This window comes from Sinomonas terricola (genome assembly GCF_034931225.1).
In the GTDB taxonomy this organism is placed as follows: domain Bacteria; phylum Actinomycetota; class Actinomycetes; order Actinomycetales; family Micrococcaceae; genus Sinomonas; species Sinomonas terricola.
This window is the reverse complement of the sequence record NZ_JAYGGQ010000011.1, coordinates 109,644-128,299: the sequence shown is the minus strand read 5'-3', so window position 1 is coordinate 128,299 and position 18,656 is coordinate 109,644. Positions and strand designations below refer to the sequence as shown.

At 69.1% G+C, this 18,656-nt stretch carries 20 protein-coding genes; 4 read left to right on the top strand and 16 right to left on the bottom strand.

The features are described 5' to 3' along the window. The first annotated feature begins 24 nt into the window (after positions 1–24). A complete protein-coding gene (locus SPF06_RS14595) occupies positions 25–588 on the top strand; it encodes a HutD/Ves family protein (RefSeq protein ID WP_323279847.1) in 564 nt (187 codons plus the stop codon). 123 nt (positions 589–711) lie between these two features. Here the strand turns inward: SPF06_RS14595 and SPF06_RS14590 are convergent, their stop codons facing one another. From SPF06_RS14590 to SPF06_RS14575, 4 genes are all read right to left on the bottom strand, one after another. After that, positions 712–1,497, bottom strand: a complete 786-nt coding sequence (locus tag SPF06_RS14590; RefSeq protein WP_323279846.1) for a DeoR/GlpR family DNA-binding transcription regulator — start codon at positions 1,495–1,497, stop codon at positions 712–714. A gap of 25 nt (positions 1,498–1,522) precedes the next feature. After that, on the bottom strand, positions 1,523–2,086 hold the full coding sequence (locus SPF06_RS14585) for a P-loop nucleotide/nucleoside kinase family protein (RefSeq protein ID WP_323279845.1): 564 nt from the start codon (positions 2,084–2,086) through the stop codon (positions 1,523–1,525). Positions 2,087–2,097: 11 nt separating this feature from the next. Then, positions 2,098–3,414, bottom strand: a complete 1,317-nt coding sequence (locus SPF06_RS14580) for an MFS transporter (RefSeq protein ID WP_323279844.1) — start codon at positions 3,412–3,414, stop codon at positions 2,098–2,100. A gap of 101 nt (positions 3,415–3,515) precedes the next feature. After that, positions 3,516–4,142 (bottom strand): bifunctional 4-hydroxy-2-oxoglutarate aldolase/2-dehydro-3-deoxy-phosphogluconate aldolase, encoded by a 627-nt coding sequence (locus tag SPF06_RS14575; protein WP_323279843.1) that lies wholly within the window; start codon positions 4,140–4,142, stop codon positions 3,516–3,518. 181 nt (positions 4,143–4,323) lie between these two features. Here SPF06_RS14575 and SPF06_RS14570 point away from each other — a divergent pair, with 181 nt between their 5' ends. Further along, positions 4,324–4,806, top strand: coding sequence for a DUF805 domain-containing protein (locus SPF06_RS14570; RefSeq protein WP_323279842.1), 483 nt, complete (start codon positions 4,324–4,326; stop codon positions 4,804–4,806). Positions 4,807–4,810: 4 nt separating this feature from the next. Here SPF06_RS14570 and SPF06_RS14565 read toward each other — a convergent pair whose 3' ends face one another. From SPF06_RS14565 to pcaH, 11 genes are all read right to left on the bottom strand, one after another. Beyond that, complete coding sequence (locus tag SPF06_RS14565; RefSeq protein WP_323279841.1) at positions 4,811–5,359, bottom strand: flavodoxin domain-containing protein; 549 nt, start codon at positions 5,357–5,359, stop codon at positions 4,811–4,813. A gap of 88 nt (positions 5,360–5,447) precedes the next feature. Further along, positions 5,448–6,242, bottom strand: coding sequence for a 2-oxo acid dehydrogenase subunit E2 (locus SPF06_RS14560; RefSeq protein ID WP_323279840.1), 795 nt, complete (start codon positions 6,240–6,242; stop codon positions 5,448–5,450). 82 nt (positions 6,243–6,324) lie between these two features. After that, entirely contained in the window at positions 6,325–7,119 is a 795-nt protein-coding gene (locus tag SPF06_RS14555; RefSeq protein WP_323279839.1) for an IclR family transcriptional regulator domain-containing protein, read from the bottom strand. Between the two features lie 104 nt (positions 7,120–7,223). Next, complete coding sequence (locus SPF06_RS14550; RefSeq protein WP_323279838.1) at positions 7,224–7,928, bottom strand: 3-oxoacid CoA-transferase subunit B; 705 nt, start codon at positions 7,926–7,928, stop codon at positions 7,224–7,226. A 4-nt stretch (positions 7,929–7,932) separates the two neighbouring features. Further along, positions 7,933–8,592 (bottom strand): 3-oxoacid CoA-transferase subunit A, encoded by a 660-nt coding sequence (locus SPF06_RS14545; protein WP_323279837.1) that lies wholly within the window; start codon positions 8,590–8,592, stop codon positions 7,933–7,935. Positions 8,593–8,614: 22 nt separating this feature from the next. Next, positions 8,615–9,874 carry a thiolase family protein gene (locus tag SPF06_RS14540; protein WP_323279836.1) on the bottom strand — a complete coding sequence of 420 codons (1,260 nt, stop codon included), beginning with the start codon at positions 9,872–9,874 and terminating at the stop codon, positions 8,615–8,617. Further along, entirely contained in the window at positions 9,871–10,338 is a 468-nt protein-coding gene (gene pcaC, locus SPF06_RS14535; RefSeq protein WP_323279835.1) for a 4-carboxymuconolactone decarboxylase, read from the bottom strand. Before pcaC ends, SPF06_RS14540 begins: the two co-directional genes overlap by 4 nt. Positions 10,339–10,349: 11 nt before the next feature. Further along, entirely contained in the window at positions 10,350–11,192 is an 843-nt protein-coding gene (locus SPF06_RS14530) for an alpha/beta fold hydrolase (RefSeq protein WP_323279834.1), read from the bottom strand. 8 nt (positions 11,193–11,200) lie between these two features. Next, on the bottom strand, positions 11,201–12,646 hold the full coding sequence (locus SPF06_RS14525) for a lyase family protein (protein ID WP_323279833.1): 1,446 nt from the start codon (positions 12,644–12,646) through the stop codon (positions 11,201–11,203). A 6-nt stretch (positions 12,647–12,652) separates the two neighbouring features. Beyond that, a complete protein-coding gene (pcaG, locus tag SPF06_RS14520) occupies positions 12,653–13,219 on the bottom strand; it encodes a protocatechuate 3,4-dioxygenase subunit alpha (RefSeq protein WP_323279832.1) in 567 nt (188 codons plus the stop codon). After that, on the bottom strand, positions 13,212–14,027 hold the full coding sequence (pcaH, locus tag SPF06_RS14515; protein WP_323279831.1) for a protocatechuate 3,4-dioxygenase subunit beta: 816 nt from the start codon (positions 14,025–14,027) through the stop codon (positions 13,212–13,214). Before pcaH ends, pcaG begins: the two co-directional genes overlap by 8 nt. 307 nt (positions 14,028–14,334) lie before the next feature. Between pcaH and SPF06_RS14510 the strand changes: the two genes are divergently transcribed. Both SPF06_RS14510 and SPF06_RS14505 read left to right on the top strand, forming a co-directional pair. Further along, positions 14,335–15,330: an aldo/keto reductase family protein gene (locus tag SPF06_RS14510; protein ID WP_323279830.1), complete on the top strand. Its 996-nt coding sequence runs from the start codon at positions 14,335–14,337 to the stop codon at positions 15,328–15,330. A 220-nt stretch (positions 15,331–15,550) separates the two neighbouring features. Then, a complete protein-coding gene (locus SPF06_RS14505; RefSeq protein ID WP_323279829.1) occupies positions 15,551–17,449 on the top strand; it encodes an FAD-binding monooxygenase in 1,899 nt (632 codons plus the stop codon). A 121-nt stretch (positions 17,450–17,570) separates the two neighbouring features. On the opposite strand, the gene SPF06_RS14500 is transcribed toward SPF06_RS14505, so the two are convergent. After that, positions 17,571–18,539, bottom strand: coding sequence for an SMP-30/gluconolactonase/LRE family protein (locus tag SPF06_RS14500; RefSeq protein ID WP_323279828.1), 969 nt, complete (start codon positions 18,537–18,539; stop codon positions 17,571–17,573). Positions 18,540–18,656 lie beyond the last annotated feature (117 nt).

Here is an 18,656-nt window from a genome sequence, read left to right as displayed (position 1 = left end):
TGGAGGACTGACGGAAGGACGCCCATGCCCGCGCAGATCATCCGCTTCTCCGACCTGCCCCGCACGGCGTGGCGCAACGGCGGCGGCACGACGGTCGAGATTGCGCGCGGCCCTGACACCGCGGCCGACGATTGGGGGTGGCGGCTCAGCCTCGCCGACGTCGAGCGGGCCGGCGACTTCTCCTCCTTCGAGGGGATGGAGCGGATCCTCACGGTCGTCGAGGGCGAGCTTCTCGTGCTGACCGTGGGAGGGCGCGAGCAGGGCCTCGAGCGGTACCGCCCGTTCAGGTTCGACGGCGGCGCCCCCGCGAGCGCGGTCCTCCCCACGGGATCGATCCGCGATCTGGGGCTCATCACGCGCCGCGGCGCGTTCGCAGGGCACGTCACGATCCTCGAGCTGTCGAAGAAGCGCGCGCATCCGCTGTTCCCCGGGCAGCTCGGCGTGCTCCTGCAGGGCGAGGCGGCGATCGACGGCGGGGAGCAGCTCGGGCGGTATGACACCGTGGTCGGCTCCGAGGACCAGCCGGCCGTCCTCGGGCGGGGGTTCCTGGCCGTGGTCTCGGTCGACCCCGTCGGCGACGGCGACTGAGCGGTCCCGACTCGGGCCGACGGATCGGTTTCCAGAGACACAACTCGCGCGCCACTCGCCCCTTAAAGGCGCCTTCTGGCGCTCGAGTTGTGGCTTACTACACCGATCCTCCAGCCGACCGGGTCAGAGCTCAGCGACGTGGAGGTCCACGCCCAGGTCTCGCAGGGCGCGGCCCGTCGTTTCGCTGAGGTCGGAGTCCGTGACCACCGCATCGAGCTTCGCGAGCGGCACGACGTTGAAGCGCTCGAACGTGCCGAACTTCGTCGTGTCTGCGAGCAGGACGCTCGTCGACGCCGAAGCCATCGCCGCCCGCTTGAGGACGACCTTCTCGGTGGACGGCGTCGTGACGCCGTGCGGAACGTCCCACGTGCCGGTGCTGAGGAAGCACAGGTCCAGGTTGACCGACGCGAGGGTCGCTGCGGCGAGGGGGCCGCTGCTTGAGCGGCTTTCGACGTCGACCACCCCGCCGGTGTGGATCGTCTCGATCTCCGGGTAGTCGAAGAGCGCCGCCACCGTTCCGTAGTCGTTCGTCACGACCGTGATGTTCCGCCGTGCCGCCAGGAACGGCACGACGGACTCGCACGTGGTGCCGGCGTCGAGGAAGAGGACCATGCCGTCCTCGACGAGCGTCGCCGCGCGTTCGGCGATGGCCCGCTTGCGGGGCAGCTCGAGCTGGGCGCGCGACGAACGCTCAGGGGGAGGCTCGACGCCGGGGTGCTCGGCAAGGCGTACGCCCCCCTGGACGGCGACGACTTGTCCGCTCTCCTCGAGGTTCGAGATGTCGCGCCGGATCGTCATGTGGGAGACCTTCATGAGCTCCGTGAGATCCCGGATGCTGAGGACACCCGCGGTTCGGAGGAGCCTCAGAAGCTCCTTCTGACGCTGCTCCGGGATCATCGGACTGCTCACGCGCTCTCCCCTCGTACCCCGACGATCATAGATGCCGGGCCAGGGCCTCCGCCGATACGCCGTCGCCGCTGTTGTCGAAGAGCACATGCCGCGCCCCGCGCCACTCGCACTCTGCAGCCTGGGCGTTCGCCCAGAACTCGTCCCAATGGCCGAGTTTCCATGCGTCCCGGTCGAGGGACCGTGCGGTCACACGTTCCCGGACCGTGCTGCTCCCCGCGACCACGTGCACGACGACGGCCTCCGTCTCGGGCGGCCAGCCGTACGTGCGCGCGGCGTCCTCGATGTAGTCCTCGCGCGGGAAGTACCGCACGAACGGTGCGTCCAGTACCACGGAGAGCCCGAGCCGCAGGTTGTCCCCGGCCACCCGCAGCAGCGTCGCGTACTCGAGGTCCATGACGGTGCGCTGGTAGAACTCGCTGTTGTCCCGCTCATGCGGATCACCGCCCGCCTGGGTCAGGAGCGCCTCGGTGAAGTACGTCGCGAGGCTGTCCTTGTCGAGGTAGACGGCGCCGCGCTCCTTGGCGAGGAGCCTCGCCACCGTGGACTTGCCGGATCCCGCCGGCCCGATGACGAAGTAGATGCTCGGCATGCTGCCCTTCCCTAGGCCTCGGCGCTGGAGCGGTCCTTGACGAACACGCCGTAGGAGAACGCGCCGACGAGCAGGAGCGCGCCGCCGATCACGAACACGAGCGTGTAGTTGCCGCCCGTCGCCGCCAGGATGGCCCCCGTGACGATCGGCGCAACCGCGGCCCCGAGGAAGCCGCCGAAGTTCTGGATGGCGCCGAGAGAGGCCACCTGGTTCGGCTTCGCGATATCCGCCGCGAGGGTCCAGAGGCACCCGATCGGCACCTGCGCCGCAAAGTAGCCGAGCGAGAGGAGGACGACGGCGACTGCCGTGCTGTCGACGTAGGCGACCGGCAGGACGGCGGCGGCGGCAAGGATCGCGCCTCCCACGATCGGCACCTTGCGGGCCAGCACGGTACCGACGCCGCGGCGGACGAGGCGGCCCGAGAGCCACCCGCCGAACAGGACGCCGAGCACGCCGCACAGGAACGGAAGCGAGGCGAGCCAGCCGCTTTGGGTGAGGCTCAGGCCGCGGGACGTCTGGAGGTAGCTCGGGAGCCACGTGAGGTAGACCCACACGGTGTAGAAGATGCCAAACGCGCCGAGGATCATGAAGTACGTGTTGCGGTGGCGGAAGAGCTCGCCCCAGCCGGCAGGCTTGACGGACTTCTTCTCTGCCTCTTCCGCGGAATCCGCCTCAGCGCCCTTGATCAGGATCTGCTCGCGGATCGACGGATCGCGGTACATGCGGAGCCACACGAGCACGATGAGGACGCCGAGCGCCGCGATGAACACGAACATGCCGCGCCAGCTCATCGTGATGAGGAGGTAGGTGAGGAGCGGTGGCGCGATCGCGTTCGCGATCTGCGAGCCCGTGTTGACGATCGAGACCGGAAGCGCCCGCTCCGTCTTGTTGAACCAACGATCGGTCACTTTGAGGCTCGCCGTGAAGAAGGGGGACTCGGCGATGCCGAGCGCAACGCGCGCCGCGTAGAGGAAGCCAAAGGAGTTCGCGGCGGCGGAGACCGCCGAGACGAGGGACCAGAGGCCGGCCGCCCACGCGAACATCTTCTTAGGGCCGAGCTTGTCCACGAGGTAGCCGGCCGGAAGGTTGGCAATCGCGTAGGGCCACGAGAATGCCGAGAGCAAGAGACCCATTTGGACCGGATTGAGGGCGAATTCCTTCGCGATCGTCGTGTTGGCGATGCTCAGGTTGCTCCGGTCAAGGTAGTTGACGACGCCGCCGATGACGAGCAGCGCCACGAACGCCCAGCGAACCCTCAGGGCCTTGCGGGTCTCGGAAGGCTGTCTGGTGTCGCTCGTATTCGTGAGATCTGGGGTCGACGATGCCATTGCTTCACTCCTTTGTGCAGCCGGTGGGGCGTGATGCCCCACGGTGGGGGTGCGGGACGGGATGGGTAGGGAGGGATGGGCGGGTTCAGGCTCGAGTGGGTTCAGGCGCGGGCGGCAGCAATCGCGGAGAGCATCTCCTTGGCCGCCCGCGTGACCCGGCTGTAGTCGCCGTCGACCCGCGCCGCCTTGGTGATGCTGCTGCCCACCCCGACAGCGCTCGCCCCGCCCGCGAACCATTCCGCGACGTTCTCGGGGGTGGCTCCCCCTGCTGGAAGGAGCTCGGCCTGGGGAAGCGGAGCCTTGATCGCCTTGAGGTGGCTCGGGCCGAGGCTCTCGGTCGGGAACACCTTGACGAAGTCGGCGCCTTCCTCGAGGGCGGCCACTACTTCAGTCGGGGTGTACGCGCCGGGGATGGCCGCAGCGCCGTAGCGGTGGGCCGCCCGGATCATCCCGACACTCACGTTGGGGCTCACGAGCAGTCGCGCGCCAGCCTGGATGCACGCGAAGGCCGCCGCCTCGTCGAGCACCGTGCCGGCGCCCACCGCGATCCCCTGCCCCTCGTACTCGGCCGCGAGCGTTCGGATGACGCCGAGCGCGTCGGGCACCGAGAGCGTGATCTCGAGGGCCCGAATGCCCCCCTCGACCGCGGCTCGCGAGACGGCGAGGGCTTCCTCGGCGGAGTCGAGCCGAACGATCAGCACGGCACCCGTGGACACGATGCTGTTCACGACAGCATGCTTGCTTAACATCACTCGTTCAATCTATCCCACAGATTCACATGTCGTCTATAGCTATGTGAAAAAATGATCAGCTCTACGGGTGCTGGGAGGCCGGGGCTTTCGGCTCTGTCGGTCCTCGCCGGGGGCTTCCTACGATGGCGGTAACAACGCCGCGCGAAAGGCCGACCCCATGAGCACCTACCAGCCCCCGTATGCCTCTCAGGGCCCTGTGCCGCTCTGGCTCCCGTACTACGGGGCGCCCCCTCTCGAGGCAGTCAAGCGCTTCTGGACGAAATACGTGGTCTTCTCCGGACGGGCAAGCCGCAGCGAATACTGGTGGTGGTTCCTCATCTCGGCACTCGTCTCGGGAATCATCAACGCCGCAGGGTCGACCGGAGGCGGGAGCACGAGCACGTCGTCGGCCTTGGACGGCCTGTGGTTCCTCGCGACCGTGGTCCCATCGCTGGCCCTCGGCGCGCGCCGCCTGCATGACGTGAACCTGAGCGCGTGGCTCTTGCTCCTCGCGCTCATCCCCGTGCTCGGCTGGATCGCCCTCGTGGTGCTCATGATCCTGCCGCCCAGCCCCCTGGGCCAGCGCTTCGACCGGCCACCCGCGCCGTACCCGCCAAACTCGCCGTACTCCCCGTACCCGCCGCAGCCGCCGCAGGCCTGACGGACTATCTCGAGGAGGTTCCGGCGCCCAGCTGCTTCGCGAAGTGCTCGGCGAACCGCTTCACGCCGTCCCACTCCGTGTAGACGTAGTCGCGCGAAGTGTCGAGGCCGAGTCCCCCCGGCTTTCCCTCCGAGATCTTCTTCATGAGCCGCCGCTTGATGAAGCCGTACTTCGTGTACAGGAGGGCCCCGCTGAACATCGCGACGGCGTCTGGGTGCCACTCCGTCTCGGTCTCGAATTGCTCGACGTATTTTTCGGCCTCCTCGGTGTCGCCGTGGGCGGCGAGGCTGACGGAGAAGAACGCGGACGGCAGCCGCTCCAAGACAGAGCGGTTGCTGTGTGCGAACTCCACCGCATGCTTGTCGTGCTTCCCCACGTGGACCGATGCGCCGATGACGACGGCGTCGTAGACGTCCGGAATTTCTCCCCCCAGAGTCGTGACGTCGACTGCTTCGGCATCATGACCGTTCTCCCGGACGACGTCAGCCACGACGTCCGCGATCTTCGCGGTCTGCCCTTCGGTTGTTCCGTAGGCGATGAGAACTCTGGCCACGGGGTCACCTCAACTTTCGTTCGGCTCGGTGGTGCAACGATGACTCGCTCGCGCCCGCGGCAGAAGAGGCGTAGGTCCCGCGCACCGGTCAGGGGCGAACGGGCGGTCCGGTCGCGGACGTCACCGACTCCCCCGCGGCAAGGAGTTCGAGGAGGCGAGACGTGAAACGGGCTGCTGGCGCCCCGTCGACAACGTCGTGGTCGATGGTGATGGTGAGGCGGCCGATCTCCCGTTCCGTGAGGTGCCCGTCCACCAGCCGTGGCTCCGGGCCGATGCTCCCGATGGTGACCGCGAGCGTTCCGGCGCCGGGGCTCAACGCCCAGCCGACCGCACCCGCGCCCATCCCGACGTTGTTGACACCCGCAACGCCGAGGCGGAGCGCCCACGGGATGCTCCGACTCATCCAGCGCATGAGATATGGGACGACCGCTGGGGGTATGGCATCGAGCCAGCGCTGCCCCGCGATCGCCTCGGGCGTGCTGTTCTGGGCCTCCCGGATCTCCCGGTGAATGTCGCGCAGGGTCTTGGTGTCGGCGTGCCTGATCGGGAGATAGCTCACCGCCGACTGGCCGCCGACGTTCCGCTCCACGAGCACCTCGACGATGACCTCGTCGAGGAACACAAGGGAGCGTCCACGCCGGAGCGCATTGAGCTGGGGGAACTCGGCCAGGGCGCGGGCCACGCAAGTCACGACGTAGGCCGTGAACGAGAGCCGCTCGCCCGTGCGTTCACGATGCTCACGGAGCAGCCCCCGGGGCACGCTGAGATCCGCCTCAACGAGGCCGTACATGAGGTGGCGCTTGCGCGCGAGCTCCTGCCCCGCCGCCAGCGCACGCCGCTGCGCCGTCAGCCGTTCAATCCTGTATCCGGACGAACCCTTCATCCAGCCGCCCCTCTCTCGATCCCCCGATCAGGCGGTTCGACCCGCATTAATCGAACAATTGCCGCGGGGAGAAAGGAAGGGGCTACGCGACCCCTGCGGCCCGCGCGGCGTCGGCGATGTCGGCCGCAGCCTTGCGCAGCTCGGGCACGAGGCGCGCCACTTCGGCGTTGCGATCCTCGTCGCCGTCGAGCCGCGCGGAGAGGGCGAGGTTAATCGCGGCGACAGTCCGGCCGTCGGCGCCGAGGACGGGCACGGCGACCGAGCGAAGGCCCACCTCGAGCTCCTGGTCGACGACGGCGTAGCCCTGCGTGCGGACGCGCGCAAGCTCCGCTTCGATCGCCTCGCGAGACGTCAGTGTGCGGGGAGTGAGCTGTTCGAGGCGGGCGGTGGCGAAATACGCGTCGAGTTCGGCGGGCTGGAGGGCCGCGAGCAGCACCCGGCCCATCGACGTCGCATGCGCCGGGAAGCGCGTGCCGGGCGAGATCCCCACGGAGATGATGCGCCGCGTGTGGATCCGTGCAAGGTAGACGATGTCGGTCCCGTCGAGGATAGCCATCGAGGTGGACTCGCCCTCGCGATGCGAAAGGTCCTCGAGGAACGGCTGCGCGAGCTCGGGCAGCTGCTGGCCTGAGAGATACGCATACCCGAGTTGGAGGACGAGGGGCGTGAGCGCGAAGAGCCGCCCGTCCGTGCGCATATACCCGAGCTCGACGAGCGTGTGCAGGAAACGTCGTGCCGTCGCGCGAGTCAGCTCGGTCCGGGCCGCGACCTCGGAGAGCGTCATCTCCTGATGGTCGGCGTCGAACGCGCGGATGACGGCGAGCCCGCGCGCGAGCGACTGCACGAACTGGTCGCCCGCGGCAGGGTTCTCGGTCATCACGTGTCCTCTCGAAGTCTGCGTAACCGTCCCTGAGAGGCACGACCGTCGCCTAATGCGGAACGGTTATGCCGTAGAGGAACGGTCATGGCAACCCTACGTGGTCACCCCGCGAGCAACGGGATGTCCATGAGCTCCTGAAGCTCCTCGAAGGTGACGCCGAACGTCTCGCGCACGCGCACGCCGTCGCCCGTGATGAGGAAGACGGCCTTGTCCGTGTAGACCCGCGTCACGCAGCCCACGCCCGTGAGCGGGTATGTGCACGACGGCACGAGCTTGGACTTCCCGTCCTTCGTAAGCAGGGTCATCATGACGTAGACGTCCTTGGCGCCGGTCGCGAGGTCCATCGCGCCGCCGACCGCGGGAATGGCATCGGGTGCGCCGGTGTGCCAGTTCGCGAGGTCGCCGGTCGCGGAGACCTGGAACGCGCCGAGCACGCACACGTCGAGGTGGCCGCCGCGCATGATCGCGAACGAATCCGCGTGGTGGAAGTAGCTCGCACCGGGCAGCTCCGTCACGGGGATCTTGCCCGCGTTGATGAGGTCCGGGTCGATCTCCTCGCCCACCGCGACCGGGCCCATGCCGAGCATCCCATTCTCGGTGTGGAGCGTGATGTTCTGCTCCTCCGTGAGATAGTTCGAGACCAGCGTCGGCTGGCCGATGCCGAGGTTCACGAACGAGCCGGGCGCGATGTCCCGCGCCACGAGCCGCGCGAGGTCGTCGCGGCCGATGGGCTCGGTGCTGGTCTGGGGCGCCCCGCTTTGGGGCGCCACATCTGAAGAAACAGGCGACGTCGACAGTTCACTCATGCTTTCAGCCCACCTTCACGATCGTGTTGACGTAGATGCCGGGCGTCACGACGTTCTCCGGGTCGAGGCCGCCGATCGGCACAATCTCGGACACCTGGACGATCGTGTGCTTCGCCGCCGCGGCCATGATGGGCCCGAAGTTCCGCGCCGTCTTGCGGTAGACGAGGTTGCCCCTGCCGTCTGCCTTGAGGGCCTTGACGAGGGCGACGTCGGCGTGGATCGGCGTCTCGAAGACCTGCCACTTGCCGTCGAGGAAGCGCGTCTCCTTGCCCTCGGCGAGCATCGTGCCGTAGCCGGTCGGCGTGAAGAAGCCGCCGATGCCGGCGCCTGCGGCCCGGATGCGCTCCGCGAGGTTGCCCTGCGGGACGAGCTCAAGCTCGATCTCCCCCGCGCGGTACTTCGCGTCGAAGTGCCACGAGTCGCTCTGGCGCGGGAACGAGCAGATCATCTTGCGCACGCGGCCCTCCTTGATGAGGAGCGCGAGGCCCTCGTCGGCCTGACCCGCGTTGTTGTTGACCACCGTGAGGTCCGTCGCGCCGCTCTGCAGCAGAGCATCGATGAGCTCGAACGGCTGCCCGGCATTGCCGAAGCCGCCGATCATGACCGTCGAGCCGTCCTGAACGCCCGCGACCGCCTCGGCGACGGTGTCCTTGAATTCCAGCATTTTCTGTCCTGTACCTTCTCGGCTACTCTGCGCTCTGCTTTGCAGCAACGTTCTCGAGCACCACCGCGAGGCCCTGCCCCACGCCGATGCAGATGGCGGCGACGCCCCAGCGCTCGCCGCTGCGCTGCAGGCTGCGCGCGAGGGTGCCGAGGATGCGGCCGCCGGACGCGCCGAGCGGGTGGCCCATCGCGATCGCGCCGCCGTGCCGGTTGACGATCTCCGGGTCGATCTTCCACGCGTCGAGGCACGCGAGCGACTGCGCCGCGAACGCCTCGTTGAGTTCGACGGCGCCGACCTGGTCCCATCCGATGCCCGCCTTGGCGAGGGCACGGTTCGCGGCCTCGACCGGGGCTAAGCCGAAGAACTGCGGCTCGTTCGCCGCGGCAGCGCGGCCCGCGATGCGCGCAATCGGCTCGAGGCCGATCGTCGCAGCGGCGGCCTCCGAGCCGAGCAGCGCGGCGGAGGCGCCGTCGGACAGCGGCGAGGCGTTGCCCGCCGTCACGGTGCCGCCCGTCGTCGACCCGGAGCGGTCGCCGTTGTCGGGGCGGAAGACGGTCTTGAGCCCCGCAAGCTTCTCCGCGGTCGAACCGGGCCGGATGCCCTCATCCCGCGTGAGCTCGGTGCCGGGCACGGGGACAACGAGTTCGTCGTAGAACCCCTCGCTCCACGCCTTGTCGGAGAGGTTGTGCGAGCGCGCGGCGAACTCGTCCTGCCGATCGCGGCCGATCGCGTGCCGCTCGCGCAGCTGCTCGGTCGCCTCGCCGAGGGAGACCGTCCACTGCGACGGCATCTTCGGGTTGACGAGCCGCCAGCCGAGCGTCGTCGACGCGAGCGTCATGTCCCCGGCCGGGTATGGCTTCTCCGTCTTGGGCAGCACCCACGGCGCGCGGCTCATCGACTCGACGCCGCCCACGAGGACGACGTCCGCGTCGCCCACCGCGATCTGGCGCGAGGCGATCATCGCGGCGTCGAGCGACGAGCCGCAGAGGCGGTTCACCGTCGTGCCCGGGATCGACGTCGGAAGTCCGGCGAGCAGCGTGGCCATACGCGCAACGTTGCGGTTCTCCTCGCCTGCGCCGTTCGCGTTGCCGAAGATGACCTCGTCGATCGCGCTGTGCTTGCCGTCGGTACCTTCAAGGGCTTCCGGGGTGAGGCCCGGGGCGCGGTCCACGATGCTGCGGACGATATGCGCCGCGAGGTCGTCGGGGCGAACCCCGGCGAGGCCGCCGCCGAACTTGCCGAACGGCGTGCGGATGGCGTCGTAGATGAATGCTTCGGTCACTGCTGTTCCTTACTGCCCGCGGCGTCAATGCCGTTTCCGTCGATCTCCGACAATGTCTTTTGCGCCACCTTGAAGGCCGTGTTGGCCGAGGGGACCCCGCAGTAGATGGCGCTCTGCAGGATCACTTCCTTGATCTCGTCACGCGTGAGCCCGTTGCGGAGGGCCGCGCGCACGTGCATCGCGAACTCGTCCCAGTGCCCGTGCGCGATCATCGCCGTCAGCACCGCGACCGAGCGCATCTGCCGCGTCAGCCCGGGCCGGGTCCAGATGCCACCCCACGCGATGCGCGTGATCATGTTCTGGAACTCGGCGGTGAAGTCATCGGTCGTCGAATTCGCGCGGTCCACGTGCGCGTCGCCGAGCACTTCGCGCCGCACGGTCATGCCGCCGTCGTACACGTCGCGCTGGGTGGCGTCGGGCTGGACGGCGCCGGCCCGCGCGTCGTCGGCCCAGTTCTCGCCCACAAGCTGCGCGCTCACTGGGCACGCTCGCTCTCGTAGGCCGCCGCGAAGTGGCTTCGCAGGAGCTCGGCGACGGCCGCCGGGTTCTCCGTCGGGGCGATGTGCGCGACGCCGGGAAGCTCGACGGCGGAGCCGCGCTGGGCGCGATCGGCCATCCATTGCGCCTCGGAGAACGGGCACACGGAGTCGAACTCGCCCGCGACGGCGAGGAATGGGACGGTGATCTCGCCGAAGCGGTCGCGGACGTCGTAGGCCGCAATGGCGCGGCACACGGCGGCGTAGCCGAAGCGGTCGGCGTCTCGGAGCGCGTGGAGCAGCCGCGAGGACTCGGCGGGGTGCTCGCCGAGGAAGCCCGGCGCGAACCAGATCTCAGCGGAAGCCTGGAGGCGCACGGCTGTGCCCTGCTCCGCGACGAGCTCGGCACGCTCCGCGTAGCCCTCGGCACCGTTGAAGCGCGGCGACGAGCAGATCATCGCGAGGCTCAGGAGGCGCTCGGGGTGTCGGAGCGCGAGCTCGGCGCCCGTCGCGCCGCCCACCGAATCGCCCGCATAGTGGAACCGCACCGGCCGCTCGCCCCCGGCGGGCAAGGCTTCAGCGGGAAGTATCGAGTCGACGAGCGCGACGACGGCGTCGGCGAGCTCGCCCACGCTGAACGCCGTGTCCGGCGCGGCCGCCGGGGACACGCCGTGGCCGGGGAGGTCCCAGCCGAGCACGTCGTAGTCCTCGCCGAGCAGGCGCGCGGCCGCGTCCCACATGACTGTCGAGGTCCCGAGCGACGGCCCAAGCACCACAAGGTCCTTCTCCCCCAGGTGCTCGCGCGGCGAGAGCCTCACCGCACGGATCTGTGGCACGCTCATGGTGCTGCTCACTTCCTGTTGTGCTGGGTGCGGCGCCCGGCCGCACGCTCTTCGTAGTCGGCCAGGACGCGGTCCACGATCCCGGCGGCGTCGCCCTGGTACCCGGCGGGGTCCAGGAGGTCGTCGAGCCGCGCGTCGTCGGCTGCTATATAAGGCACGACGGCGCGCAGGGCCTTCCGGAGGGCCCTCGCCTGATCGGCGGGGTCGGCTACGCCGACCGCAGCGGCGAGTGCGGCGTCGACGGCCTTCTGGATGCCAGCCCGTCCGCCCTCCGCCACGCCCGAAAGCTCGAGCATGAGGCGCTCGCTCACGAGGAGCGGCCCGCTCAGTTCGAGGTTCGCGCGCATGCGCTCCGGGAACACGCGCAGGCCTTCCGTGAGCTCGCGCAGCGCCGCGGCCGAACCCGCCGCGAGGCGCAGGAGCTCCCGCAGCGCGGGCCACTCGCTGTGCCAGGCGCCGCCTGTGCGCTCGTCCTCGCTTAGCGCGGAGGCGAGTTCGAGCTGCATCGCGTCGGCGGGGGCCCGGAGGGCGGCCGAACGGATGAGCGCCGAGAGCGCCGGGTTCTGCTTCTGCGGCATGGCCGAGGAGACGCCCCGGCCCGCCGCGAGCGGTTCGCCGAGTTCGCCGATCTCCGGGCGGGAGAGCAGCATGACGTCGTTCGCGACGTGGCCCGCCGCCGAGCACGCCGCGGCCAGCGCGTGGCCGAGGTCTGTCACCGGACCGCGGAACGACTGCCAGGGTGCGACGGCCGCGTCGAGCCCCACCCGGTGGGCCCAGTCCGCGGCGAGCGCAGCCGGCTCCCCGCCGAGCGCGACGAGCGACGCGTTCGTTCCCGCCGCTCCCCCGCACTGGATCGGGAACGTCAGGCCCGCGAGGCGCGCCTCCGCGTGGGCGACGCCTTGAAGCCAGTTCGCCGCCTTGAGCCCGAAGCTCGAGGGCAGCGAATGCTGGGCCAGCGTGCGGGCCACCTGCGGGCTCGTCCGGTGCTGGGCTGCGAGCCCCGCGAGCGCGTCCGCCGCCGCGGCAAGGTCCGCGAGGATCCCGACGACGGCACGCCGCGCCACGAGCATGAGCGCCGAGTCCAGCACGTCCTGGCTCGTGAGGCCGCGGTGGACGGCGGCGCGCCCAGGCTCCGGCGTGGCCTCGCGGAGGGCCTTCACGAGCGGGATGACGGGGTTCCCGCCGCCTTGCGCTGCTGCTGCAAGGCGCCACGTCGCGAACGCACCGCCGTCGTACGCTCCCGCCGTCGTCCCCTGGCGGACGGCGTCGCCCGCTCCCGCCTCAGCAAGCTCCGCGGCCTCGAGCGTCTCCGCCCACGCCGCCTCGAGCTCGAGCATCGCGGCGACGAGCGCAGCGTCCCCCGTCTCACCGGACAGGGCCGGGTTGGCCCACACCGGCGAGAGGAGTCCGCGGTCCGAAGGATCGGAGGGGCTCGGGTCGAAGGCGGCGGTCATCTCGGATCAGCCCTGGAAGTCCAGGAACACGGTCTCGTCCTCGCCCTGGAGGCGGATGTCCCAGTGGAGCGAGCCGTCCGCGAGGCGCTCGGCGATGAGCGTCTTCCGGCGCGCGGGCTCGAGCGAGGCGAGAAGCGGATCGTTCTCAAGCGCCTCGGTGTCCTCGGGGAGATACACCCGCGTGAAGAGCCGGTTGAGCAGGCCGCGCGCGAAGACGACGACGGCGATGAATGGCGCCTTGCCGGGCTCGGTCGGGCCGGGGTTGACGGTCGTGAAGACGTACTTTCCGGTGTTGCCCACCGGGGTGCGGCCCCAGCCCGTGAAGGTGTAGCCGTCGCGGACCAGCGAGCCGGTCTCGTGCGGGACGTTGCCGTGCGCGTCCGCCTGCCAGATCTCGACGAGCGCGTCCGGAATGGAGTTGCCGTGGCCGTCGTAGACGGTGCCGTGGAGCTGGACGCTCTCGGGGCTGCCCGGAGGGACGAGGTCGGCGCCCTTCTCGAACGGCAGCGCGTAGCCGAAGAACGGGCCGACCGTCTGGCCGGGGGTGGCGATCAACTGGGTCTTCTCACTCATTCTCGCCCTGCTCTCCATACGCTTCGTTCTCGGTCCACGTCCGCTTCGCACCGGTGAGCACGATGTCCCATTCGTAGCCCAGCGCCCACTCGGGCGAGGTGAGGTCGTGGTTGTAGCGTGCCACGAGGCGGTCCCGCGCGTCCTGGTCGACGATCGACTGGTAGATCGGGTCGAGCGGGAACAGCTGGTCGCCCGGGAAGTACATCTGGGTGACGATGCGCTGCGTGAACTCGGTCCCGAACAGGCTGAAGTGGATGTGCGCGGGGCGCCACGCGTTGAGGTGGTTCTTCCACGGGTAGGCGCCGGGCTTGATGGTCAGGAACTCGTACGAGCCGTCGGGGCCCGTGATGCAGCGGCCGACGCCCGTGAAGTTGGGGTCGATCGGGGCCGGGTGCTGGTCGCGCTTGTGGATGTACCGGCCGGCCGAGTTCGCCTGCCAGATCTCCACGAGCTGGCCCGCGACGGGGCGGCCGTCGCCGTCGAGCACCTTGCCGCGGAGGATCATGCGCTCGCCCAGCGGCTCGCCGCCGTGCTGGATCGTGAGGTTCGACTCGAGCGCGTGCACGTCCTGGTGGCCGAACGCCGGGCTGTAGAGCTCGATCGTCTCGGGGTCCGTGTGGTGCAGGCTCTTCGTGGGGTGCCGCAGGATCGAGCTGCGGTACGGCGCGTAGTCGACGCGCGGCTGCGTCTCCGCCGGCTGACCGGCGGCGCGGGCCGCCTTGTAGCCCTCCTCGAGATCCCGGATCTCCTGGCTGACGATCGCCTGATTATCAGCAGCGGCGTCCGACGACTTGACGGGCTCGCCCATGGTTCCTCCTCTAGCTTCGTTGCCGAGTGCCCCGCGAACGGCACCGTCTCCCTTTCGAGAGTACCGGCTGTTCGCATTCTGCACAAGTGTTCGTATCGCGAACACTTGTCATTGAGGGCGGTGCTGCCAGCGTAGGTTTTGGGCATGGCGCAGAGATAGAGATCTTCCGTTGAACGGAAGAGATTCGGCCGCCTGAGTGAGCCCGAGGAAGTCTGAGTGGGTCTGAGTGGGTCTGAGAGACCCTTCCTCACGCCAGCCGATAGGCGTAGGCATGGAGGGTAACCCTGACAACGATGGAGGCACTCTCATGCGCTACCGCAAACTCGGCAGTTCCGACCTCGAGGTCTCGGAGATCTCCCTCGGCTCGTGGCTCACCTTCTCGGGCGGCGTGGAGGCTGACGCGACGAGGGCTTGCACGGAGGCGGCGTTCGACGCCGGCATCAACTTCTTCGACACCGCCAACGTCTACGGGCGCGGCGCGGCCGAAACCGCGTGGGGCGAGATCCTCTCGAAGCACCCGCGCGACTCGTACATCCTCGCGACGAAGGTCTTCGGCGAGATGTCGGACACGGACTCCGGCCTCTCCGCCGCGCAGATCGCGAAGCAGATCGATGCCTCGCTGGCCCGTCTGAAGACCGACTATGTCGACCTGTACCAGGCGCACCGCTTTGACGCGAGCGTTCCGATCGAGGACACCGTCGAGGCCTTCCAGAAGGTCGTGGAGCAGGGCAAGGCGCGCTATCTCGGCTTCAGCGAATGGACTCCGGAGCAGATCCAGGCGGCGATCGACATCGCAGGGCCGGATCTCTTCGTCTCCTCGCAGCCGCAGTATTCGATGCTGTGGCAGGCGCCCGAGACCGAGGTGTTCCCGCTGTGCGAGCAGAACGGCATCTCTCAGATCGTGTGGTCGCCGCTCGCGCAGGGCGTCCTGTCGGGCAAGTACAAGCCGGGCCAGCCGCTCCCCGCCGACAGCCGCTTCGCGAGCGATGCCATGAACGTCTCGAAGGACCGCCTCATCACCGAGCCGATCCTCGAGGCAGTTCAACGGCTCGTTCCGATCGCCGAGGACGCCGGCCTGACCCTCCCGACGATGGCGCTCGCGTGGGTCCTCCGGCGCGGCGAGCTCGCCTCCGCGATCACAGGCGCCTCACGGCCCGAGCAGGTCCACGCGAACGCCGCTGCATCCGGCGTCGAACTGGGCGACGACGTCCTCGCCGCCATCGACGCGGCCCTCGACGGCGTCGCCGTCAAGGAGCCGACGCTCGCGGCCAACGCCCAGACAGGCGTCAAGCACCGGGCATAAGCCGGGCGAGATCTGGCCACGCGTCGGCGGGAGGTGGCCACGCGTTCCCCCTTGGCGAGGACAAGACAACGAGGACGACGACGGCGGGCACGCGCCGCCGTCGTCCTTCTTGTTTAAGGCTTGAAGCGCGACTGTGACGCGCCCTACCATTGGGTGAGCGATATGAGAACACTGAGTTCTATTATCGAACAGCACAGCCACAACGAAGTGAGGAAAGCCCGTGCAGTTCCACCACCACGGATACGTCTCCGGTGACCCGCGTGTGCAGCCGGCGGCCGGCGTCGGCATCGATCGGCCCGACGAGCTTCCCGCGGAGGTGGACGTCCTCATCGTGGGCACCGGGCCCGCGGGCATGATCACGGCCGCGCAGCTCTCGCAGTTCCCCGGGATCACGACTCGGATCGTCGAGCGGCGCCCCGGCCGGCTCGCGATCGGGCAGGCCGACGGCATCCAGGCGCGCAGCGTCGAGACCTTCCAGGCCTTCGGCTTCGCCGAGCGGATCATCGCCGAGGCCTACCGCATCACGGAGATGGCCTTCTGGAAGCCGGACCCCTCCGATCCCTCGCGGATCGTCCGCGCGGCGCGCGCGGTCGACGACGAAATGGGCATCAGCGAGTTCCCGCACCTCATCGTCAACCAGGCCCGCGTGCTCGACTACTTCGCCGAGTTCATGGCCAACTCGCCTGCGCGCCTGCGGCCGGACTACGGCTACGAATTCCAGGGCCTTACGGTCGACGGCGAAGGCGAGTTCCCGGTCAAGGTCACCCTCGCTCACACGGCGGGCGAGCGCGAGGGCGAGGAGCGCACGGTGCGCGCGAAGTACGTCGTCGGGGCCGACGGCGCACGCAGCAAGGTGCGGCAGTCGATCGGCTGCACGCTCGCCGGAGACCAGGCCAACCACGCGTGGGGCGTCATGGACGTCCTCGCCGTGACCGACTTCCCCGATATCCGGACCAAGTGCGCGATCCAGGGCGAGGCTGGCAGCATCCTCCTCATCCCGCGCGAGGGCGGCCACCTCTTCCGCATGTACGTCGACCTCGGCGAGGTCGGAGCGGAGGACGGCCGGGCCGTGCGGAACACCACGATCGAGCAGATCATCGCCACGGCGAACGACATCCTGCACCCCTACACGCTCGACGTCCGCAACGTCGCGTGGCACAGCGTCTACGAGGTGGGCCACCGCCTCACGGACCGGTTCGACGACGTCCTCCCCGAGCACGCAGGCTCGCGCACCCCGCGCGTCTTCATCACCGGCGATGCGTGCCACACGCACAGCGCCAAGGCCGGGCAAGGCATGAACGTCTCGATGCAGGACGGCTTCAACCTCGGCTGGAAGCTCGGCCACGTTCTTGAGGTCCGCAGCCCCGAGAGCCTGCTCGGGACGTACTCCGCCGAGCGCCAGGTCATCGCGAAGAACCTCATCGACTTCGACAAGGAGTGGTCGACGCTCATGGCGAAGAAGCCCGAGGAGTTCGAGGACCCCTCGGAGCTCGAGGACTTCTACGTGCGCACAGCTGAGTTCCCCGCGGGCTTCATGACGCAATACGCGCCGTCGATGCTCATCGCAGAACCCACGCATCAGGAGCTCGCGACCGGCTTCCCGATCGGCAAGCGCTTCAAGTCCGCGCCCGTCGTGCGGGTGTGCGACGCGAATCCGCTCGAGCTCGGCCACCAGGCCATCGCCGACGGCCGGTGGCGCATCTATGTCTTCGCCGACGCTCCCGCGGCCGGGGCGGGGTCGCGCGTCGCAGAGTTCGCGGACTGGCTCGCGAACGCCCCGGACTCCCCGATCGCGGCCACGCCCGAGGGCCTCGACCGCGACGCGTGGTTCGACGTCAAGGTCATCTATCAGCAGGGCCACACGGAGGTCGACATCAACGCCGTGCCGGCCGTGTTCAAGCCCGAGGTGGGCCCGTTCCGGCTCACCTACCTTGAGAAGGTCTACGGCGTCGATCCGAAGGCGGACATCTTCGAACAGCGTGGGATCGACCGCGAAGGGGCCGTCGTCGTCGTCCGCCCGGACCAGTACGTGGCCAACGTCCTCCCGCTCACCGCGACGGGCGAGCTCGCGGCCTTCTTCGCCGGGAACCAGCGCGCCCGGCGGGCCGAAACGGTGTGACATCTGGCCACGCGCAGGGTGAGATCTGGCCACGCGTCGAGGGGTGACGCGTGGCCAGATCTCACCTCACGCGTGGCCACATCTCACCTCACGCGTGGCCACAGAGATGCGCGGACTGGGCTCAGCGTGCGGGTATGCGAACAACCTCGAAAGGTGTGCCGGTCCCCGAGAAGAATTGCGAATTCACCACGGCAAGGGTGTCGCCGAACAGCGCCGCGGTCGATGGCGACTGGAAGTCGGGGCTCGCATTGATCGCCTCGAGGGTCGCGGCCGAGAAGTCGGCATTTGCAGTGAGCCTTGCGACCTTGTTGGCCGGGTTCTGCACGACCCAGACGGTCTGCCCCTGCACCAGGAGCCCGTCCGCCCCTTCGACCGCGCCTTCGGCCGATCCATTGATCACCACCGGAGCGCTGGCACCAGTCACCGGATCTACGGTGAAGAGCGACCCGAGCCCGGTGTGGTCCACGATCAGCGTCCCGCTGTCGGGGCTGGCGGCAATGCCATTGAGGTTGAAGCCGAAGCTCGTATCTGCGGCCGGCCCGGTCAGGGGCAAGCGTTCAACCGCACCAAGCTGCCCGCTGGCGTCGACCGGGAGGAAGTACAGCGCGGCCTCACTCGAATTCGTAAACCACGCCCCCGCGGGGGTCAAGGCCACATCGTTGATGAACGATGTGCCGCTGGCCGCCAACTGGAAGAGGCCCACGTCACGGCCCGTCACAGTGTTGTACACGTAGGCCTGGCCCGTGGACCCGCCGGCGACGAACAACAGCCGGTGGGCCAGATCGGCCTTCATGCCGACGGCGTTCCGACCGTCCGGCGCGTCGATGAAGCGCGCGATGGTCCCGGATCGGACGTCGCCGCGGTAGATGTCTCCCGTGAAGAGCTCGCCCTGGTAGAAGGTGTAGTCCGCGCCTGCGGCAATCCCCTCGGCGGACGTCAGGGGCACCACAAAGCTCGAGCCAGACCACGGCGGCGCCGCGACGGCTGAAGGCCCAGAGACAAAGAGGGCCGCAAGTGCCGCGAGTCCGGCCGCGGCGAACCGCAGCCTGAGGCCTCGTGCGGCGGGGGATGGGGTGTGTTGGCGAAGCATCGTCGCTCCCTTGGGATCGAACGGTCGCGGGAGACCCCAGCCGAACTCCGCGTCTTGGTGCTGTCAGTGTAGGCGGCGTGGCGAGAGCAGCCCATAGTCGGCTGCTCGGAATCTTGA